The organism is Bacteroides sp. D2, from assembly GCF_025147085.1.
Lineage (GTDB): Bacteria > Bacteroidota > Bacteroidia > Bacteroidales > Bacteroidaceae > Bacteroides.
The window spans coordinates 5984114-5999388 of sequence record NZ_CP102261.1 but is presented as its reverse complement, the minus strand read 5'-3'; the positions used below and the strand labels follow the sequence as shown (position 1 = coordinate 5999388).

Annotated in this window: 11 protein-coding genes, 2 pseudogenes and 1 riboswitch; of the genes and pseudogenes, 7 read left to right on the top strand and 6 right to left on the bottom strand. The window is 41.7% G+C overall.

Annotation, left to right across the window (positions count from 1 at the left end):
- The first annotated feature begins 18 nt into the window (after window positions 1-18).
- Complete coding sequence (locus NQ505_RS22730) at window positions 19-924, top strand: helix-turn-helix domain-containing protein (protein ID WP_009000001.1); 906 nt, start codon at window positions 19-21, stop codon at window positions 922-924.
- Between the two features lie 67 nt (window positions 925-991).
- On the opposite strand, the gene NQ505_RS22725 is transcribed toward NQ505_RS22730, so the two are convergent.
- A complete protein-coding gene (locus NQ505_RS22725; RefSeq protein ID WP_009000002.1) occupies window positions 992-2749 on the bottom strand; it encodes a 1-deoxy-D-xylulose-5-phosphate synthase in 1758 nt (585 codons plus the stop codon).
- 317 nt (window positions 2750-3066) lie between these two features.
- Here NQ505_RS22725 and NQ505_RS22720 point away from each other — a divergent pair, with 317 nt between their 5' ends.
- Window positions 3067-3447, top strand: coding sequence for an aldo/keto reductase (locus NQ505_RS22720; RefSeq protein WP_009000003.1), 381 nt, complete (start codon window positions 3067-3069; stop codon window positions 3445-3447).
- Between the two features lie 212 nt (window positions 3448-3659).
- Here the strand turns inward: NQ505_RS22720 and NQ505_RS22715 are convergent, their stop codons facing one another.
- Both NQ505_RS22715 and NQ505_RS22710 read right to left on the bottom strand, forming a co-directional pair.
- Window positions 3660-3911: a hypothetical protein gene (locus tag NQ505_RS22715; protein WP_198286893.1), complete on the bottom strand. Its 252-nt coding sequence runs from the start codon at window positions 3909-3911 to the stop codon at window positions 3660-3662.
- Window positions 3912-4007: 96 nt separating this feature from the next.
- The gene (locus NQ505_RS22710; protein ID WP_232293031.1) at window positions 4008-4880 is read right to left on the bottom strand and encodes a cache domain-containing protein; all 873 of its coding nucleotides are present in this window, start codon (window positions 4878-4880) and stop codon (window positions 4008-4010) included.
- 598 nt (window positions 4881-5478) lie between these two features.
- Between NQ505_RS22710 and NQ505_RS22705 the strand changes: the two are divergent.
- Window positions 5479-5990 (top strand): annotated as a pseudogene (locus NQ505_RS22705) (alpha/beta hydrolase); the annotation flags it as partial.
- A 59-nt stretch (window positions 5991-6049) separates the two neighbouring features.
- On the opposite strand, the gene NQ505_RS22700 reads toward NQ505_RS22705, so the two are convergent.
- Window positions 6050-6973: a helix-turn-helix domain-containing protein gene (locus tag NQ505_RS22700; protein ID WP_009000008.1), complete on the bottom strand. Its 924-nt coding sequence runs from the start codon at window positions 6971-6973 to the stop codon at window positions 6050-6052.
- 222 nt (window positions 6974-7195) lie between these two features.
- On the opposite strand from NQ505_RS22700, the gene NQ505_RS22695 reads away from it, so the two are divergent.
- Together NQ505_RS22695 and NQ505_RS22690 are read left to right on the top strand one after the other, a co-directional pair.
- Window positions 7196-8383 (top strand): aldo/keto reductase, encoded by a 1188-nt coding sequence (locus tag NQ505_RS22695; protein WP_009000009.1) that lies wholly within the window; start codon window positions 7196-7198, stop codon window positions 8381-8383.
- A gap of 12 nt (window positions 8384-8395) precedes the next feature.
- A pseudogene (locus NQ505_RS22690) lies at window positions 8396-9427 on the top strand (alpha/beta hydrolase).
- Between the two features lie 90 nt (window positions 9428-9517).
- Here NQ505_RS22690 and nrdG read toward each other — a convergent pair.
- Together nrdG and nrdD are read right to left on the bottom strand one after the other, a co-directional pair.
- A complete protein-coding gene (gene nrdG, locus NQ505_RS22685; RefSeq protein WP_004297064.1) occupies window positions 9518-10003 on the bottom strand; it encodes an anaerobic ribonucleoside-triphosphate reductase activating protein in 486 nt (161 codons plus the stop codon).
- Window positions 9987-12080, bottom strand: coding sequence for an anaerobic ribonucleoside-triphosphate reductase (gene nrdD, locus NQ505_RS22680; protein WP_009000010.1), 2094 nt, complete (start codon window positions 12078-12080; stop codon window positions 9987-9989). Before nrdD ends, nrdG begins: the two co-directional genes overlap by 17 nt.
- A 129-nt stretch (window positions 12081-12209) precedes the next feature.
- A riboswitch (cobalamin riboswitch) is annotated at window positions 12210-12431 on the bottom strand.
- A gap of 430 nt (window positions 12432-12861) precedes the next feature.
- Here nrdD and NQ505_RS22675 point away from each other — a divergent pair.
- Complete coding sequence (locus NQ505_RS22675; protein WP_008774604.1) at window positions 12862-13998, top strand: OmpA family protein; 1137 nt, start codon at window positions 12862-12864, stop codon at window positions 13996-13998.
- Between the two features lie 202 nt (window positions 13999-14200).
- Window positions 14201-15274 carry an STM4015 family protein gene (locus NQ505_RS22670; RefSeq protein ID WP_009000011.1) on the top strand — a complete coding sequence of 358 codons (1074 nt, stop codon included), beginning with the start codon at window positions 14201-14203 and terminating at the stop codon, window positions 15272-15274.
- Window position 15275: the final 1 nt, after the last annotated feature.

Genomic DNA, 15275 nt, shown 5'->3' with positions numbered 1-15275 from the left:
CATAAAAAGAAGATGTAAATGGTAAAATCTCGTATATTTGATAATACGCAGCTGTTGAAGGAGCATCCGGAACTTCCTCATTATAAAGAGGAGGTAGTCTGTTTTAGGAGTGAATATAAAGACAGAAGTTATCCGGCAAATGAATGTTATTTCAATCGGGAACTTTATATGATATTCGTTCTTGAAGGCCGTTCGGAGATTCTGCTGAATGGAGAGTTTATTGCGATAGAGCCGAATATGTTGCTTATTCATGGAGCAAATTACCTCACGGAGCATCTTTACTCAAGCCGTGATATTCAGTTTATTACTCTTGCCCTTTCCGAATCTATGCGGACAGACGATTCTTATTTGACACAAATAACGGCCATCTTATTGGCGACAATGAGGCAGAATAAACAATATACGATACAGTTGACAGAGTACGAAGCCCAAATCATCCGTAAGGAACTGGAAGTGCTGATGCGCCTGCTGAATATTGAACATCATTTTCTTTTCCGGCGCATACAGGCAGCGTGCAATGCTTTATTTCTTGATATAGCTGATTTTCTTTCCCGAAAGACAATTATTAAAAAAGAGGTCAGCCGTAAAGACCACGTTTTACAGGAGTTTCATGCATTGGTTACCCGGAATTTCAGGGAAGAACATTTTGTGAGCTTTTATGCGGATAAACTGGCTATCAGTGAGCAGTACCTGGCCCGTATTGTACGTGCTGGAACAGGTAAGACTATCAATAGTATTATAAACGAATTGTTGGTTATGGAAGCGCGTACCTTGTTGAGTTCTACAAAATCTACGGTTGGTGAGATTGCTTCCAAGTTAGGGTTTAGTGATGCGGCAGCTTTTTGTAAGTTCTTCAAAAGGAATGCAGGACAAACTCCGTTGAATTATCGGAAAGGATTGTTACTTCATATCGAAATGAAATAGGTTGATGTAATTGTCTTAACCGACAATATACATCAACCTATTGGATATATAGTGAATGGGTTTGATTTTAACCGATAAGTGCTGTGATATCTTCTACAATCTGCTCATCTGTCAAGTGATTGGCACGGAGAAACTCCTGTAAATCAAAACGATCTACAAATTCTTTTTTAGCTCCATAGTTCAGGACTTTCATGTCTGTAGCACCATAGTAGCGGGCAATTTTTTCACCGAAACCGCCATCCAATACACCATCTTCCAATGTTATCACTAACTCGTGATCTGCTTTCAGTTCATCCATCAGTTCGTTGTCTACATCGGTGATGTAACGCGGATTGATGAGTGTTGCGTCGACATTGGCTTTTTCTTTCAGAAGTGATGCAACCGACTGTCCTAATCCATAGAATGAACCCAAAGCCACAATGGCCACTTTCGAACCGCGATGAGTAACTTTGTAACGATTGAGAATGCTGTAATCGGAATCTACCGGTTCTCCACTACTGATTACATCTGTTGCCGGCACACGGATAGCAACCGGGTGTTCATTCTGGTGGATACTCCATTCCAGCATGGCAATATATTCTTCCTTACAAGTCGGAGCCAGATAAACCATATTAGGAATATTGCTGATAAGCGGAATATCGAAGAAACAGAGATGAGTCACATCATTCATTCCGGATAACGTACCCCAGAAGACCAACAAAACAGCCGGATTGTTATTGATACAAAGGTCTTGTGAAAGTTGATCGTAGGAGCGTTGGATGAATGTACTATATACTCCGTAAACGGGTTTCCCACCATTGGCTGCGATGCCCGAAGCAAGAGCTACTGCGTGTTCCTCGGCAATGCCTACATCTACGAATTGCTTGCCTGCTTCCTGACGGCGGTCCGAAGTAAATCCCAGAACGGTGGGAGTACCAGAAGTGATTGTTACCACACGCGGGTCCTCCTTCATCTTTTTCAGCAGGTATTGGGCGGTTACCTCGCTGTAATCTTCTTCTTCATAACTCACTTTTGCTTCTCCGGTTTCTACATTGAATGGAGTACGCCAGTGGTAAGTCTCTTTATCTTGCTCGGCACGTGCATAACCCTTACCTTTTAATGTATTGATGTGTACTACTATCGGATGCTGAATATCTTTCACTTTAGAGAAAGCTTCAATCAATGCCTGTACGTTATTACCATCATTTACATACATATAATCCAGTCCCATTGCCTTGAAGAAGTTGCATTCGCACTGGCCGTTACTGTCACGTAATTCTTTCAGATTCTTGTACAATCCTCCGTGGTTCTCGGCAATAGACATCTGGTTGTCATTAACGATAATAATCATGTTAGTACCAAGCTCTGCTACATAATCCAATCCTTCGAAAGCTTCACCTCCGCTTAAAGAACCATCCCCTATGACGGCTATGATATTTTCATTGCCGCCTGTAAGGTCACGTCCCTTTGCCAATCCGCTGGCCAGACTGACAGAAGTGGAAGTATGTCCGATGATGAAGAAGTCATGTTCACTTTCTTGCGGTTCGGTATAACCTGATACGTTGTCGTATTTTTCCGGATGAAGGAACGCATCTTTACGACCGGTCAGCATCTTGTGTACATAACTCTGGTGCGATACGTCAAATACAATTTTGTCTTTGGGCGAATTGAATACATAATGTAAAGCAATCGTTGCTTCCACCATTCCGAAATTAGGTCCGAAATGCCCGCCATGTTCACTTAATTTTTGCAGGAGTGCTGCACGGATTTCTCCACTTAACTCGTTTAGTTCTTTTTCCGACAGTTTCTTAACATCTGCAGGAGAATAAATATTTTCTAAATACATATCAAACAGTTTTTCTAAATAATGTTTTTACTTATTTCTTTATGACACTGCAAAGATACTGCAGGAATTGAAATCTGTTTGTATATGAATTACGGATTAATTTACCCATATTACAGTTCCCCTTCAATAAAGGTACTAATTTTTAAGAGCTAAAACCTGGCTTCTGTATTCATTGGGCGTGCAACCAACACGCTTTTTGAATAGGAGGAGTTGTACCATGAGGGACGTATACGTGCTATTGGAGTTTGTAATTTGCATATTCCCCGTTTGGTAGACTTGATCGTCCATCATAAAATTGTTCCGGTTATTAATCTCAGATGGAAACGCATTTATTTCATCAGCAGAAAGCAATGAAAGATTATACAGATTGGACAGGAATCAAGATAAAAGCATGGTCACTTTTTGTCGAGGGGCAACATGACTTTTTCAGGAATGAAGTGCTGACTGCATTGGCTGGAAAATATAATAGGACTGTTGCTCAAGCTGAGTTACGCTGGTTGACGCAACGAGGGATTATTGTTATCCCTAAATCAGTACATAGAAATCGAATAGAAGAAAATTTCAATTCGTTGGATTTTAGATTGTTGGATGAAGATATGGAGTTACTTGCCACTTGTGATATAGGAAAACCTGTTGCCGATGACTTTGACAACCCGGATTTTGTGTATGATTTATGTACACGGAAATATGACTTTTAAACTTCAAAGTAATAGTTTTATAGTCAAGTAAATAGATAAGAGTATGTGTGTAAATAGAAAGATTTGGCTACCAATAATCAGCCTGAAACTATTTTTAATATATTCTTTTGTCGTTTTGCTAGCTTTCGTTTGGATAGCATGTAGCGAGCATCCTAATAATGCAGAGTATCGAAGCGGCTTCGAGGATGAGTTGCGTTTCTTCAGCCAAGTTTTCACACATCTATGGTTGCAGCAAAGTCATGAACTTTCATGAAATGCTGTATTCGTGGTGCATCACCACTGTCATATTTTATCATTGCCTGTAAAGCTTCGGGCGGGAGGTTGAGCACCTTTTCGGGAGTGACCTCGCCCAGCGCATCGCTCATCTTCCTCCAAATCGTTTCGTGCGCTTTGGTCGAAATCTGCTGCCCCACAATCGAATGAACGAGCGCAGTGAAAAGGTCGGGTATTACCCGCCTTTTCACTATGCCCACCTTGTCTATTACCTCTCTGAGCCGTTTGTCCTTGCTTTTAAGATAGGCGATTTCCCTTTCTCCGTATAGAAAAAATTGCTCCATACGTTATTTGATACCAAGATATTCATTGGAATCGTCGGGAGCCCCGCTACGGTTTTGGTCGGTGTATTCGCGCACGATTTTACCTACGGAAATACGGTAGTTATCGAACAGCTTATCGTGTCCCATCTTTTGGTTTTGACGATGATTCACTTGATTGCGCCAGCCTGCCGCTGCTTCTTCACTCTCCCAGAACGATAGCGAAAGGAACTTGCCCTCGTTGTTCACACTGGCGAAACGCTCCACGCTGATGAAGCCCGGCATCCGTAGCAACTCTTCCTTCAAGGCTGCACCCATCTTGAAATAGTTCGCTTTTCCTTTGGCAGTAGGCATCACCTCGAAAATGACCGCCACTTTCTTTTTTCCATGTCCGGTCAGGGTGTTCAGTTCGTCGAGCGTCATGGTATTGTTATAGATGCCTGCGCATATCGTGTAGCGCATACCCGGAATCGGGTAGATATAGGACACCTTGCGCGTGCCCTCTTCCGTTCCCGGCTTCGGCCATACGAACTCTATCCAGCCACCACCACACATAGCGATCTCGCACAGCTCTACACCGTAGTGCTTTCCCGACCAGTCGAGATGCTCGCGGATATTGCCTCCGGTACGTTCCGGAAAGCGGGGATTGGAAACTACGAGGCTTTTATCCACGTCAATAATGAAGAGATACGCATCTCTGTCATTGAATTCGGACTTCGGATCGGTAAGTACGGCGAGAGCCTCACTACCTTTCTCTTTTAGCAATCGGGCAGCCTTATGCACGTTGGCAATAACTGACTGCGGGGTTTCTTCTAATCTTTTGCTCATACTCTGCGAAAATAAGTTGTTCGTTTCGGCTATAAGCATAGCCAACAACATGATAATTAGTTTTTTATTCATGATGCAATAGTGGTTCTCTATTTCGATGATGCAAAGTTACGACAACCATTTTTCTTTAACGACCCGAAAATTGCTATTTTGTATAGTTAAATTCAATCAGGAAACTTTTTTGGAATTTTTTTTGGGTTTCTTATCTTTTCTGGGGGCGTATAGGACTACAGTTAATGCTGTATTTCCACTTTCTCTTCAGGAGACACCTTGCGGATGAGGGAGGATAACTGTTGTAAGAAGTGGTAGATGAGTGTGAAGTGGGTGAGATGAATGGAAATGTCTTTTTAATGTTTAAATTTATGATATGTCGAATGCTGCCTTTAACAGCATTTTCCGTCTCGCTTGTTGAATAAGATCCCATGGCTTGTGTAGACGGAAATATGATTTTATAAGAAGTTGAGAACCAGTTGGTTACATCCGTGGATTTTGGTTTAAAACCAACGGGTCATTCCTTTAAAAGAAACGACCCGTTCGACACCGAGGAACACCCTCTTCCTTTTAAAGGAACGAGTGGCTCCTTAAAAAACATGTGGCAAAGCCATGCTTAATATTCGAAAATTTTAAAGTGATATATTTAACTCATGATATGGATATGTAATTAAAAACAACTTTTGCTATCAGTGCAGCGAAAATAGCCCCTAGTCTTAAGGCCATTGCAACAATCAGTATGTATGATATGGGGGCGGCCAACCGTAATGGATTAAATCACTCATTGACGTTGGAACAGAGAAAGTAATAATGGCTGAAGCGGCAGAACAGCGTTATACAGATTTTTTGGGTGGGGAAACTAAATATACCAGTGACGCTGTACATCAGTTGACAATAACGTCCAGTCCGATCGAACGGGAGTTTTATGAATTCTACCCTTTCGAAGATATTAAAACTATTTCACCCCGCTCCATGTTTTTCATCACCGGAGAGAATGCCCACTCACGTGAATTTAGTGAAGACGCTTATCAATTGGCCGCTGAACCCAAAGAGCTGTACATAGTACCCGGTGCCGAACACGTAGATCTTTACGACCGTGTGAGTCTTATCCCGTTTAATAAGCTGGAATTTTTCATTTATTCGTATCAATATTGCATGTCCGCGACAGCGGTTGATAGACGAATAGGTTGAAGCGGGCTTTGAAATAATAAAATAATTGTCAGTTTATTGAGTATGTAAAGTTAGCAGTGTTACTTTGTCGGTGAGATGTTTAATTGGATTGGATTTTGTCTGTATCCATTAGGTGTGCACCCTGTCATCTTTTTGAACCAGCGGCTGAAATGCTGTGGGTATGGAAATCCTAATTCGTATGATATTTCGCTAATGGATTTGGTTGTATCAAATACCTGCTCTTTGGCCACGTCAAGTACTTTCTGTTGAATGTGTTTCAAAGCGGATACTCCTGTTTCTTTACGGCATAAGTCACTGAAATAGTTGGCCGAAAGACAAAGCTTATCCGCACAATATTGTACCGTCGGCATACCTTGCTCTGCCGGTACGTTGGATGAAAAATAATCATCCAAAAGATTCTCAAAGCGGGTCAGAATGTCTTTATCGGCATTTTCACGAGTAATAAACTGTCGGTCATAGAAACGGATACAGTAATCAAGTAACAGTTTGACATTATCTATAATCAGCGATTTACTATGTTTGTCTATGGGAAATTGTAATTCGGTGCGAATTTTCTCCATGCACTCAATAACCGTTCGACGCTCCTGTTCTGACAAGTGTAGGGCTTCATTGGCATTATATGTAAAATAGGTATATTCTTTCATTATATTCGCCAAGTGGGTACCTCGCAGAAGTTCAGGATGGAAAACCAATGCCCATCCTTCCGGCTGATGTAACAGACCGTCATCTTCTGAACCCATTGACTGACCGGGAGCAAGAAATAACATTGCGCCCTGCTGATAGTCGTAGATACTCTGTCCGTATTTCAGATTACCGCAATTTGTATCTTTCAGCAATATGGCATAGACATTATATAATTTTCTGCAAAATCGTAATGGTTTCGCTTTCTTTCCTTCAATCACACTAACCAACGGGTGGTAGGTTTCTACTCCGAAATAATCGTTGTACTGCTGGACGGTATCTATTTTCATTATTCCACTCATAACCTATCGTTTACTTATATGCAAAATTACTTCTTTTCCGGCAAAAGTAGTATATAAAAATAAGACGTAATGTATCAAAATTCTGAAGATTATTACCAAATTTACAGATAGGTTGTTTTAAGCGATAAAATTGGTCTTTTAATCTGTAGAATTGATACACGTTAGATAGTATCAATGCTGTACTTTTGCCGATATAAAATTGATAATTAAAGGAATAAAGGCATGAAAAAGGAACAAGACAGTATCAGTAATATGGAAATGAGCCGTCGCGGATTTCTGAAAAGAACGGTATTGGCGGGTGCGGCAATTTGCATCGCTCCGACATTTGAGAAAGTAACGGCGGCTGAGAAGGCTATAAATGGCAAATCGGTCGTTCCGGCAAAGATTCCGGCGATATTGGCTACCGTTCGGGAAACCCGCACGTTGGGCGATGGTAATGCGGCGTTTACCGTTTCAGCTATGGGATTCGGTTGCATGGGACTGAATCATCACCGTAGTCAGTCACCCGACGAAAAGGCTTGTATCCGATTGGTTCGCGAGGCAATAGAACGGGGGGTAACCCTGTTTGATACAGCCGAAAGTTACGGTTATCACAAGAACGAGATCCTGATAGGCAAGGCATTGAACGGTTATACCAGTCGTGTGTTCGTTTCGTCGAAATTCGGACATAAGTTCGTGAATGGTGTGCAGGTGAAAACAGAAGAGGATAGTTCGCCCGCTAATATCCGCCGTGTATGTGAAAATTCTCTGCGCAATCTCGGAGTAGAAACACTCGGCTTATTTTATCAGCACAGAAGTGACCCGAATACACCTGTTGAGGTGGTTGCCGAGACGATTAAGGAACTGATAAAGGAAGGGAAAATTCTGCATTGGGGGATGTGTGAGGTGAATGCAGATACGATTCGTCGTGCACATATTGTATGTCCGCTTACAGCTATTCAGAGCGAATACCATTTTATGCACCGCACGGTAGAAGAGAGCGTGTTACCTGTCTGTGAAGAACTGGGTATTGGTTTTGTACCTTATAGTCCACTCAATCGAGGCTTTCTCGGAGGCATGATAAACGAATATACGATGTTTGATCCAACGAACGACAACCGTCAAACTCTACCTCGTTTCCAACCTAATGCCATTCGGCAAAATATGCGTATTGTAGAGATACTGAATGCTTTTGGCAGAACAAGAGGCATTACCCCTGCGCAAGTGGCATTAGCTTGGTTGATGAATAAGAAACCATATATTGTGCCCATTCCCGGTACAACGAAACTTTCGCATTTAGAGGAGAACCTGCGGGCATCGGGGATTCTATTCACACCGGAAGAAATGAAGGAATTAGAAAATGCCATTGCCGCTATTCCTGTGGTGGGTAGCAGATATGATGCTTTACAAGAATCGAAAGTACAGAAATAATAGGGAAAAGTTATGCGATGGACAATCATTTTATGTATGGCTATGATGGCTCTGCTGTGGGGGTGTCAAGCTCGTGATGAAAATATACTGCTGATAGAGGAGCAAGGCAGTTTCGCAGTGGGTGGTTCTGTCATGACAGATTCTTTGGGACGGAATTATCATGGCGACCATGCCTATGTGTTCTATCAGAAACCTGTGAATGCGCGAAAATATCCTCTTGTATTTGCACACGGTATAGGTCAGTTTTCCAAAACGTGGGAAACTACTCCTGATGGACGGGAGGGTTTTCAGAATATCTTTTTGTAGCGTGGATTTTCTACCTATTTGGTAGACCAGCCGCGGCGTGGTAATGCCGGACGTAGCACGGAAACCGTTACTCTGTCTCCTGTATTTGACGAAGAGGAATGGTTCAACCGCTTTCGGGTGGGAATATATCCCGACTATTTCGAGGGCGTGCAGTTCAGTCACGACAAAGAGGCGCTCAATCAATACTTTCGCCAGATGACGCCTACAATAGGCTCTATTGACCTCGATGTTTTCTCGGATGCTTACGCTGCCCTATTCGATCAAATAGGAACAGCCGTTCTTGTAACTCATTCACAGGGTGGTGGTGTCGGTTGGCTGACACTTCCCAAAACAAAAAATATAAAGGCAATTGTCGCTTATGAACCGGGAACAAATGTCCCTTTCCCAAAAGGAGAAATGCCGGAAGAAGGGAAGGTGATGACACTATCAGGAAAGACAGAAGGAGTTGAAGTGCCGATGTCCGTCTTTATGAAGTTTACGAAGATTCCAATTATCGTTTATTTCGGCGATAATTTGCCGGAAACGAATGAACGTCCCGAATTATATGAATGGACACGTCGTCTGCATCTTATGCGCAAATGGGCAAAGATGCTGAATGATTTTGGTGGCGATGTAACGGTTATTCATTTGCCCGAAGTGGGATTGTATGGTAATACACATTTTCCTTTTTCCGACCTAAACAACATTGAAGTAGCCAATCATCTCTCAAAATGGTTACATGAAAAAGGATTAGATTGAATTTACAAGCAGCTTAACACATAAGCCGATGAAAATATAAAAAATAACGCCCAAACGGTAAAAACAGCATCCGTTTGAGCGTTTCTCTTATTAAGAAATCTTTTTGGAATGATGGGGGAGAAAACGATAAGTTATATCCTCCATTATTCCATTTTCTATGTGGTACAACCGTTGATTGGTCGTTTCAGATTTTAATCCTCCCAGAGACTCGATGTAAGGTCCCAACTTTATATATTGGAAATGAGATACATCAAAGTGCTCCGGCAGCTTGCTCTTCCCGGAGTACCATCCGACTTTTACCGGAGTGATGGTCTGCTTGTGTAAAAAAGCAGCTAGTTGTTCCACTTCTGCGGGTGAAGCATCACCGCCCATGAAACAGACACAGGTGATCGCTTTTCCATATTTACCGAGCAGGGTAGAGAGACTTTCTTCCGTTAACGGTTCTCCTACGTCCTCCATCAGATATGCACTGTGGCACCCTTTACAATGGTTGGGGCAGTTGGAGAGGTTGATGGCTAATGTCACCTCATCCGGTATCTCCTGAAAAACAATATCATAATCAGCGTACCGAAGCATAATATCTTAAATCGGCCTCCTTTTGCCGTGCTTGGGAGAAATTGCTGATACGTTTCATATATCCGATGACGCGGGTCAGATAATCCACATTCTCGCTGTGACATTCGGGACATTCATGCAAATATCGTTTGTCGATATGATGGCATTTGTTACATACTGTATTCGGAATATTGAATGTGAAGTAGTTGCAACCTTCGGTAGCGGCAACACGAAGCAACTGCCGGTATTGCTCTTTACTAAGATGCTCTTCCAGATTCATGTGCAAAGCCGAACCACCCGTCAGATGCTCGATATAACGATGCCCGTGCAGGCGGAATTTATCGACAATGTTCAGCGATTTGTCTTCTACAATATAGAAATAGCTGTTGTAACATTCGCGGTAAGTCTGGAATCCGGCTTCCTTGTCCCATTTCGCGTGTTTCACACCCACATTTTCGGCAGGAATCATTTCGCAGTTGAAAAGTACTTCTTTGGTACGATACTTTTTGTTGTATTTCTCAATCATGCCGAGAATCTCCTGCACAAAAGCCTCGTATTTCGGATTGTCGTTGATGTCGATTCCCATAAATTGGGCTGCTTCCACCAGTCCGTTCACACCGATAGTCAGATATTGGCGGCTCATATTGATATAGCCTGCATCAAACAAAGGCAACATACCCTTTGCCTGCAATAATTTCAGGTTCTCATTATAGGCAAGCTGTACTTTGTGAACCAAGTCTACTACTTCTTCCAAGAAGAAAGGGTAGAGAATACCTGATTTTACAGCATGCTGTATACAACGGTTCAGATTGATGGTCAACACGCTCTTCGAACCGGTAGAGACTCCTCCGGCTCCCAATGTATAGCTAAAGCCATTGTCCTGTATTTCATTACGCAGACGGCAGCAGCTACTCAAAGAGTCGGCATTGTCACTCATATAGGTGAAGAATGAATGTCCTTCGGCATACATTTCAGCGGTGAAGTCGCCATATTCCTTATCCAGTACATCGCCGTCTTTGGTCAGGAGTGCCATTGTCTCTACAGGGAATGTCAGAACGGTGCGTGTACGCTCCTTATTAAACCATTTCATAAAACGCTTCTGCAACCAGCTAAGCGAATCCCAGTCGGGTTTGCTTCCGTCGGGGAAAACAAAGTGCTCGAAAAGGCTATTGAAATAATACTTGTCATAATAAGCCACATTCCAGAAAACTGCCTGGAAATTGCGGGCACCCGTAGGCTGGTTGATGGAATATACGATTTGCTCGAAACAGTCTGTGATGATTTTATCGATCGATCTTTGTTTCAGAGACAAGTCTGCCAGTTTATCAGGGTGTTTATAATAGTCCTGTCCGTATTCCAAACCGATGAAATAGTTCATGTACATCAGGAATTCAGGAGTGGCACATGCGCCGCTTAGCATACTGGATACGATAAATACCATGTTGATAAATCCTCCGCAGAAGGATTTCAGATTGGTCGGGGCGGTAGAATTGCCTCCTACTGCTGTTGTTCCTGCTATCAGCCAGGGATACATGGTAATACTGGCACAGTAGTTCGCCAGATTGGTTTCATCATTTTTGTAGATGAAGTGATGATTCAGGAGTTCCAAATAACGGTCGGAAGCCTCTTTACCATACATATCTCTCAAACGGTCTGTCAGCAGGCGGCGGTTGAGGCGGATGAAATTGGATTTGGGCAGTTCTCCTATCAGTGTGGCGATATTCTTGTTTTCCACATTGGCGTTGGCATCGTACTTACTACCGCTGGCAGGGTTGGAAGCATCGCAATAATCCATGAGGAATTTAAGTTTGTCTCTGACTTCACGGTCTTCCAAATGTTTTTGACGATACAGCATATACGCTTTGGCCACGCTGTAATAATGTTCTGCCATCAAGGCGACTTCCACCTGGTTTTGGATTTCCTCTACGTTTGTTCCGTCACTGATACTGACACGGCTTAACACATTGGTTATCACATCTTGCGTAGCAAAACTACCTACTGATAAAAATGCCTTGGATATGGCATTTTTGATTTTGTCGAGGGAAAAAGCTTCTTTTTTCCCGTCTCTTTTGATAATGAATATCTCCGAACTAATCATACCTATATTTTAAGAATTAACAAAATAGATTTAGTGCCTACATAGTTATTCATGCACGACAATTTCTGGAGACTTGTAATAAAATGGACCTATACGATTCGTTCTATTGCCTTTCACCCGAAAGCCTGGAATAACGGAAATTTTATCGGCAGGTCTTCTGACTTGTTTTTGTTGTGGCGCCTTCCCGATCCGTTTCATGAATCAGTGGCAAATGAATGCCATAACATTTCTCTTTTTTATGAGAGAGATAAAACTTACAGCTACGGGGATAGTTCCGGATTTTCACTGGATTCCCTTTTAATTCCGTCTGGTGATAATGCCATTTCGGAAACCGATGTTGGCGGCAAAGTTAGAAATTAAATCAAGATTCCAATTGAAAAGGAAGAAAAATATTCGCTCTTTATCAGAACGATATATGGCATTAACAACCTGATAACTTTCCGTTTATGTTCTATTCTTCGTATTTTAGTAGAGTCCGGTTTATGTATTTCCTGCCTGATGGATGAATGAAAGTGTAGAATAACGAAACAAGATGCATAATGGTTAGCGATGTTGGGATCCCTTTCTCTTCAGGGAATGAGGCGTTTGCATTGATGTTTCCATATTTTAGATTTTTCGAAAGCATAATAGATGTTAATAGGGCTTATGGCTTGCGAACTAATATTTGATACGATATGTTGTTTAAAGTGAATAACGAATTAAAAAATGAACTAGAAAGTTAGACATGAACAAACAATACATTTCTAATGATTTAGCAGATAAAACATTACATTTAAAACTTATGAATATGAGAAAATCTATTATTTTATTAGCTTTTATATTGGGTGGCTTTACAGTAGCAAATGCCCAATCAGTTGTAGAAGGTACCAAACTTACAGATAATTGGTCTGTCGGAGTAAATGCCGGTGGAGTCACTCCCCTTACTCACAGTGCTTTCTTTAAAGGTATGCGTCCCACTTTTGGAGTGGGAGTCTCAAAGCAATTAACTCCTATCTTCGGTTTGGGATTCCAAGGAATGGGATATATCAATACCACATCCAGTAAAACGGCTTTCGATGCTTCGGATGTCAGCGTATTGGGTAAAGTCAATTTGATGAATCTATTTGCAAGTTACACTGGCGAACCTCGTTTGTTTGAAGTGGAAGCTGTGGCCGGAATGGGTTGGTTACATTATTATGTGAATGGCGATGGCGATCAGAACTCTTGGTCTACGCGTTTGGGATTGAATTTCAATTTCAACTTGGGTGAAAGTAAAGCATGGACATTAGGAATCAAACCTGCCATTGTGTATGATATGCAAGGTACTTACCCTGAAACAAAGAGCCGTTTCAATGCTAATAACGCAGGTTTTGAGTTGACAGCCGGATTGACATATCACTTTAAGACAAGTAACGGAACACATCATTTTGCCAAAGTGAGAGTATATAATCAAGCCGAAATTGACGGACTGAACTCTTCAATCAATGCACTTCGTGCAGATGTAAACAACAAAGATGGTGAGATCAGCAATGCAAACCAACGTATCAACGGATTGCAGGAAGAACTTGAAGCATGCCGCACAAAAGTGGTTCCGGTGGAGACTGTAGTGAAAACCGCCCGTGTACCCGAATCTATAATTACTTTCAGACAAGGTAAATCGTCAGTTGACGCTTCACAACTTCCTAATGTGGAACGTGTAGCTTCTTACCTGAAGAAATATGCTGATTCTAAAGTGGTTATTAAGGGATACGCTTCTCCGGAAGGTAGTGTTGAAGTGAATGCCAGAATTGCCGCAGCACGTGCAGAAGCTGTAAAAACGATCCTGGTCAACAAGTATAAAATCAGTGCATCTCGTATCACTGCCGAAGGTCAGGGTGTAGGCGATATGTTTACTGAACCGGATTGGAACCGTGTAAGTATATGTACTATTGAAGATTAAACTGATATATTACAGAAATAGAATAATGAAGGCTGCCCCAAAAGGCAGCCTTTGTTGCATATCTTGGGTTGTATTTTTTGAATACTCTGAAAGTTTAGTAAACAGATTTCTTTGTACATTACATAAAATGGTTATTTTTGCAGGTATTGTTCATGCGCGTTCTGTGTTGAGTGTGCAAATATCAACCATTAAAAACTGTATTATGAAGAGAGTATTCGTTTTTCAAGATTTTAAATCGCAGAAATTCTGGAGTATAGATGTAGTCGGAACAGATGTTACTGTAAACTATGGTAAGTTGGGGACCGATGGACAAACACAAGTGAAAAACTACGCAACGACTGAAGAGGCTGAAAAAGCAGCCGGCAAACTGATTGCGGAAAAGACCAAAAAAGGGTATGTGGAAACTACTGAAGAAACCGCACGTGAAATGAAAGTGGAAGCCAAGAAATATACTTTGAGTTACGATGAGTATGAAAACAATGTGAATCTTCTGGATAAGATATTGAAAGATAAACATCTCTCTGAATATAAACAAATAACAATCGGTTGTTGGGATTATGAGGGTGGCGACTGTTCTGCCTTATTACAGGGAATGATTGAAAATAAGGAGAAGTTCGCACAAATAGAAGGCTTGTTCTGGGGAGATATTGAGCAGGAAGAACAGGAGATTTCATGGATTGAACAAGCTGATATTAGTCCGCTGCTCGATGCCATGCCTAAATTGAAGGATCTGAAAATCAAAGGAACCAATAATCTGCGTTTGGGAAAGACTTCACGGCCGGAGTTGCGGTCACTGGAAATTATCAGTGGTGGCCTGCCTACTGAAGTGGTAGAAGATATTCTTGGTTCTGATTTCCCCAATCTGGAAAAACTGATTCTATATGTTGGTGTGGAAGATTATGGATTTGAAGCTGATATTGAGATATTCCGTCCGTTGTTCTCCAAAGAACGTTTCCCGAAGCTGACTTATCTGGGGATCGTCAATTCTGAAGAACAGGACAAGATTGTAGAAATGTTCCTGGAGTCGGATATTCTTCCCCAACTTGAAACAATGGATGTTTCGGCCGGTACTCTCAAAGATGAAGGTGCCCAATTATTGCTGGATAATATGGATAAGATCGCTCATTTGAAGTTTATCAATATGCGCTACAATTATTTGAGCAAGGATATGAAGAAACAGCTGCAGAATCTTCCTATGAAAATAGATATTGCTGAAACTGAAGAGGTGGATGAATATGATGGTGAATTGTGGTATTACCCGATGATTACAGAATAGG

Coding starts and splice junctions, on each gene's coding strand:
- NQ505_RS22725 (WP_009000002.1), bottom strand. CDS start 2,749: ATGTATTTAGAAAATATTTATTCTCCTGCAGATGTTAAGAAACTGTCG.
- nrdG (WP_004297064.1), bottom strand. CDS start 10,003: ATGCTTCGGTACGCTGATTATGATATTGTTTTTCAGGAGATACCGGAT.
- NQ505_RS22695 (WP_009000009.1), top strand. CDS start 7,196: ATGAAAAAGGAACAAGACAGTATCAGTAATATGGAAATGAGCCGTCGC.
- NQ505_RS22675 (WP_008774604.1), top strand. CDS start 12,862: ATGAATATGAGAAAATCTATTATTTTATTAGCTTTTATATTGGGTGGC.
- NQ505_RS22670 (WP_009000011.1), top strand. CDS start 14,201: ATGAAGAGAGTATTCGTTTTTCAAGATTTTAAATCGCAGAAATTCTGG.
- nrdD (WP_009000010.1), bottom strand. CDS start 12,080: ATGATTAGTTCGGAGATATTCATTATCAAAAGAGACGGGAAAAAAGAA.
- NQ505_RS22700 (WP_009000008.1), bottom strand. CDS start 6,973: ATGAGTGGAATAATGAAAATAGATACCGTCCAGCAGTACAACGATTAT.
- NQ505_RS22730 (WP_009000001.1), top strand. CDS start 19: ATGGTAAAATCTCGTATATTTGATAATACGCAGCTGTTGAAGGAGCAT.
- NQ505_RS22710 (WP_232293031.1), bottom strand. CDS start 4,880: ATGAATAAAAAACTAATTATCATGTTGTTGGCTATGCTTATAGCCGAA.
- NQ505_RS22720 (WP_009000003.1), top strand. CDS start 3,067: ATGGAAACGCATTTATTTCATCAGCAGAAAGCAATGAAAGATTATACA.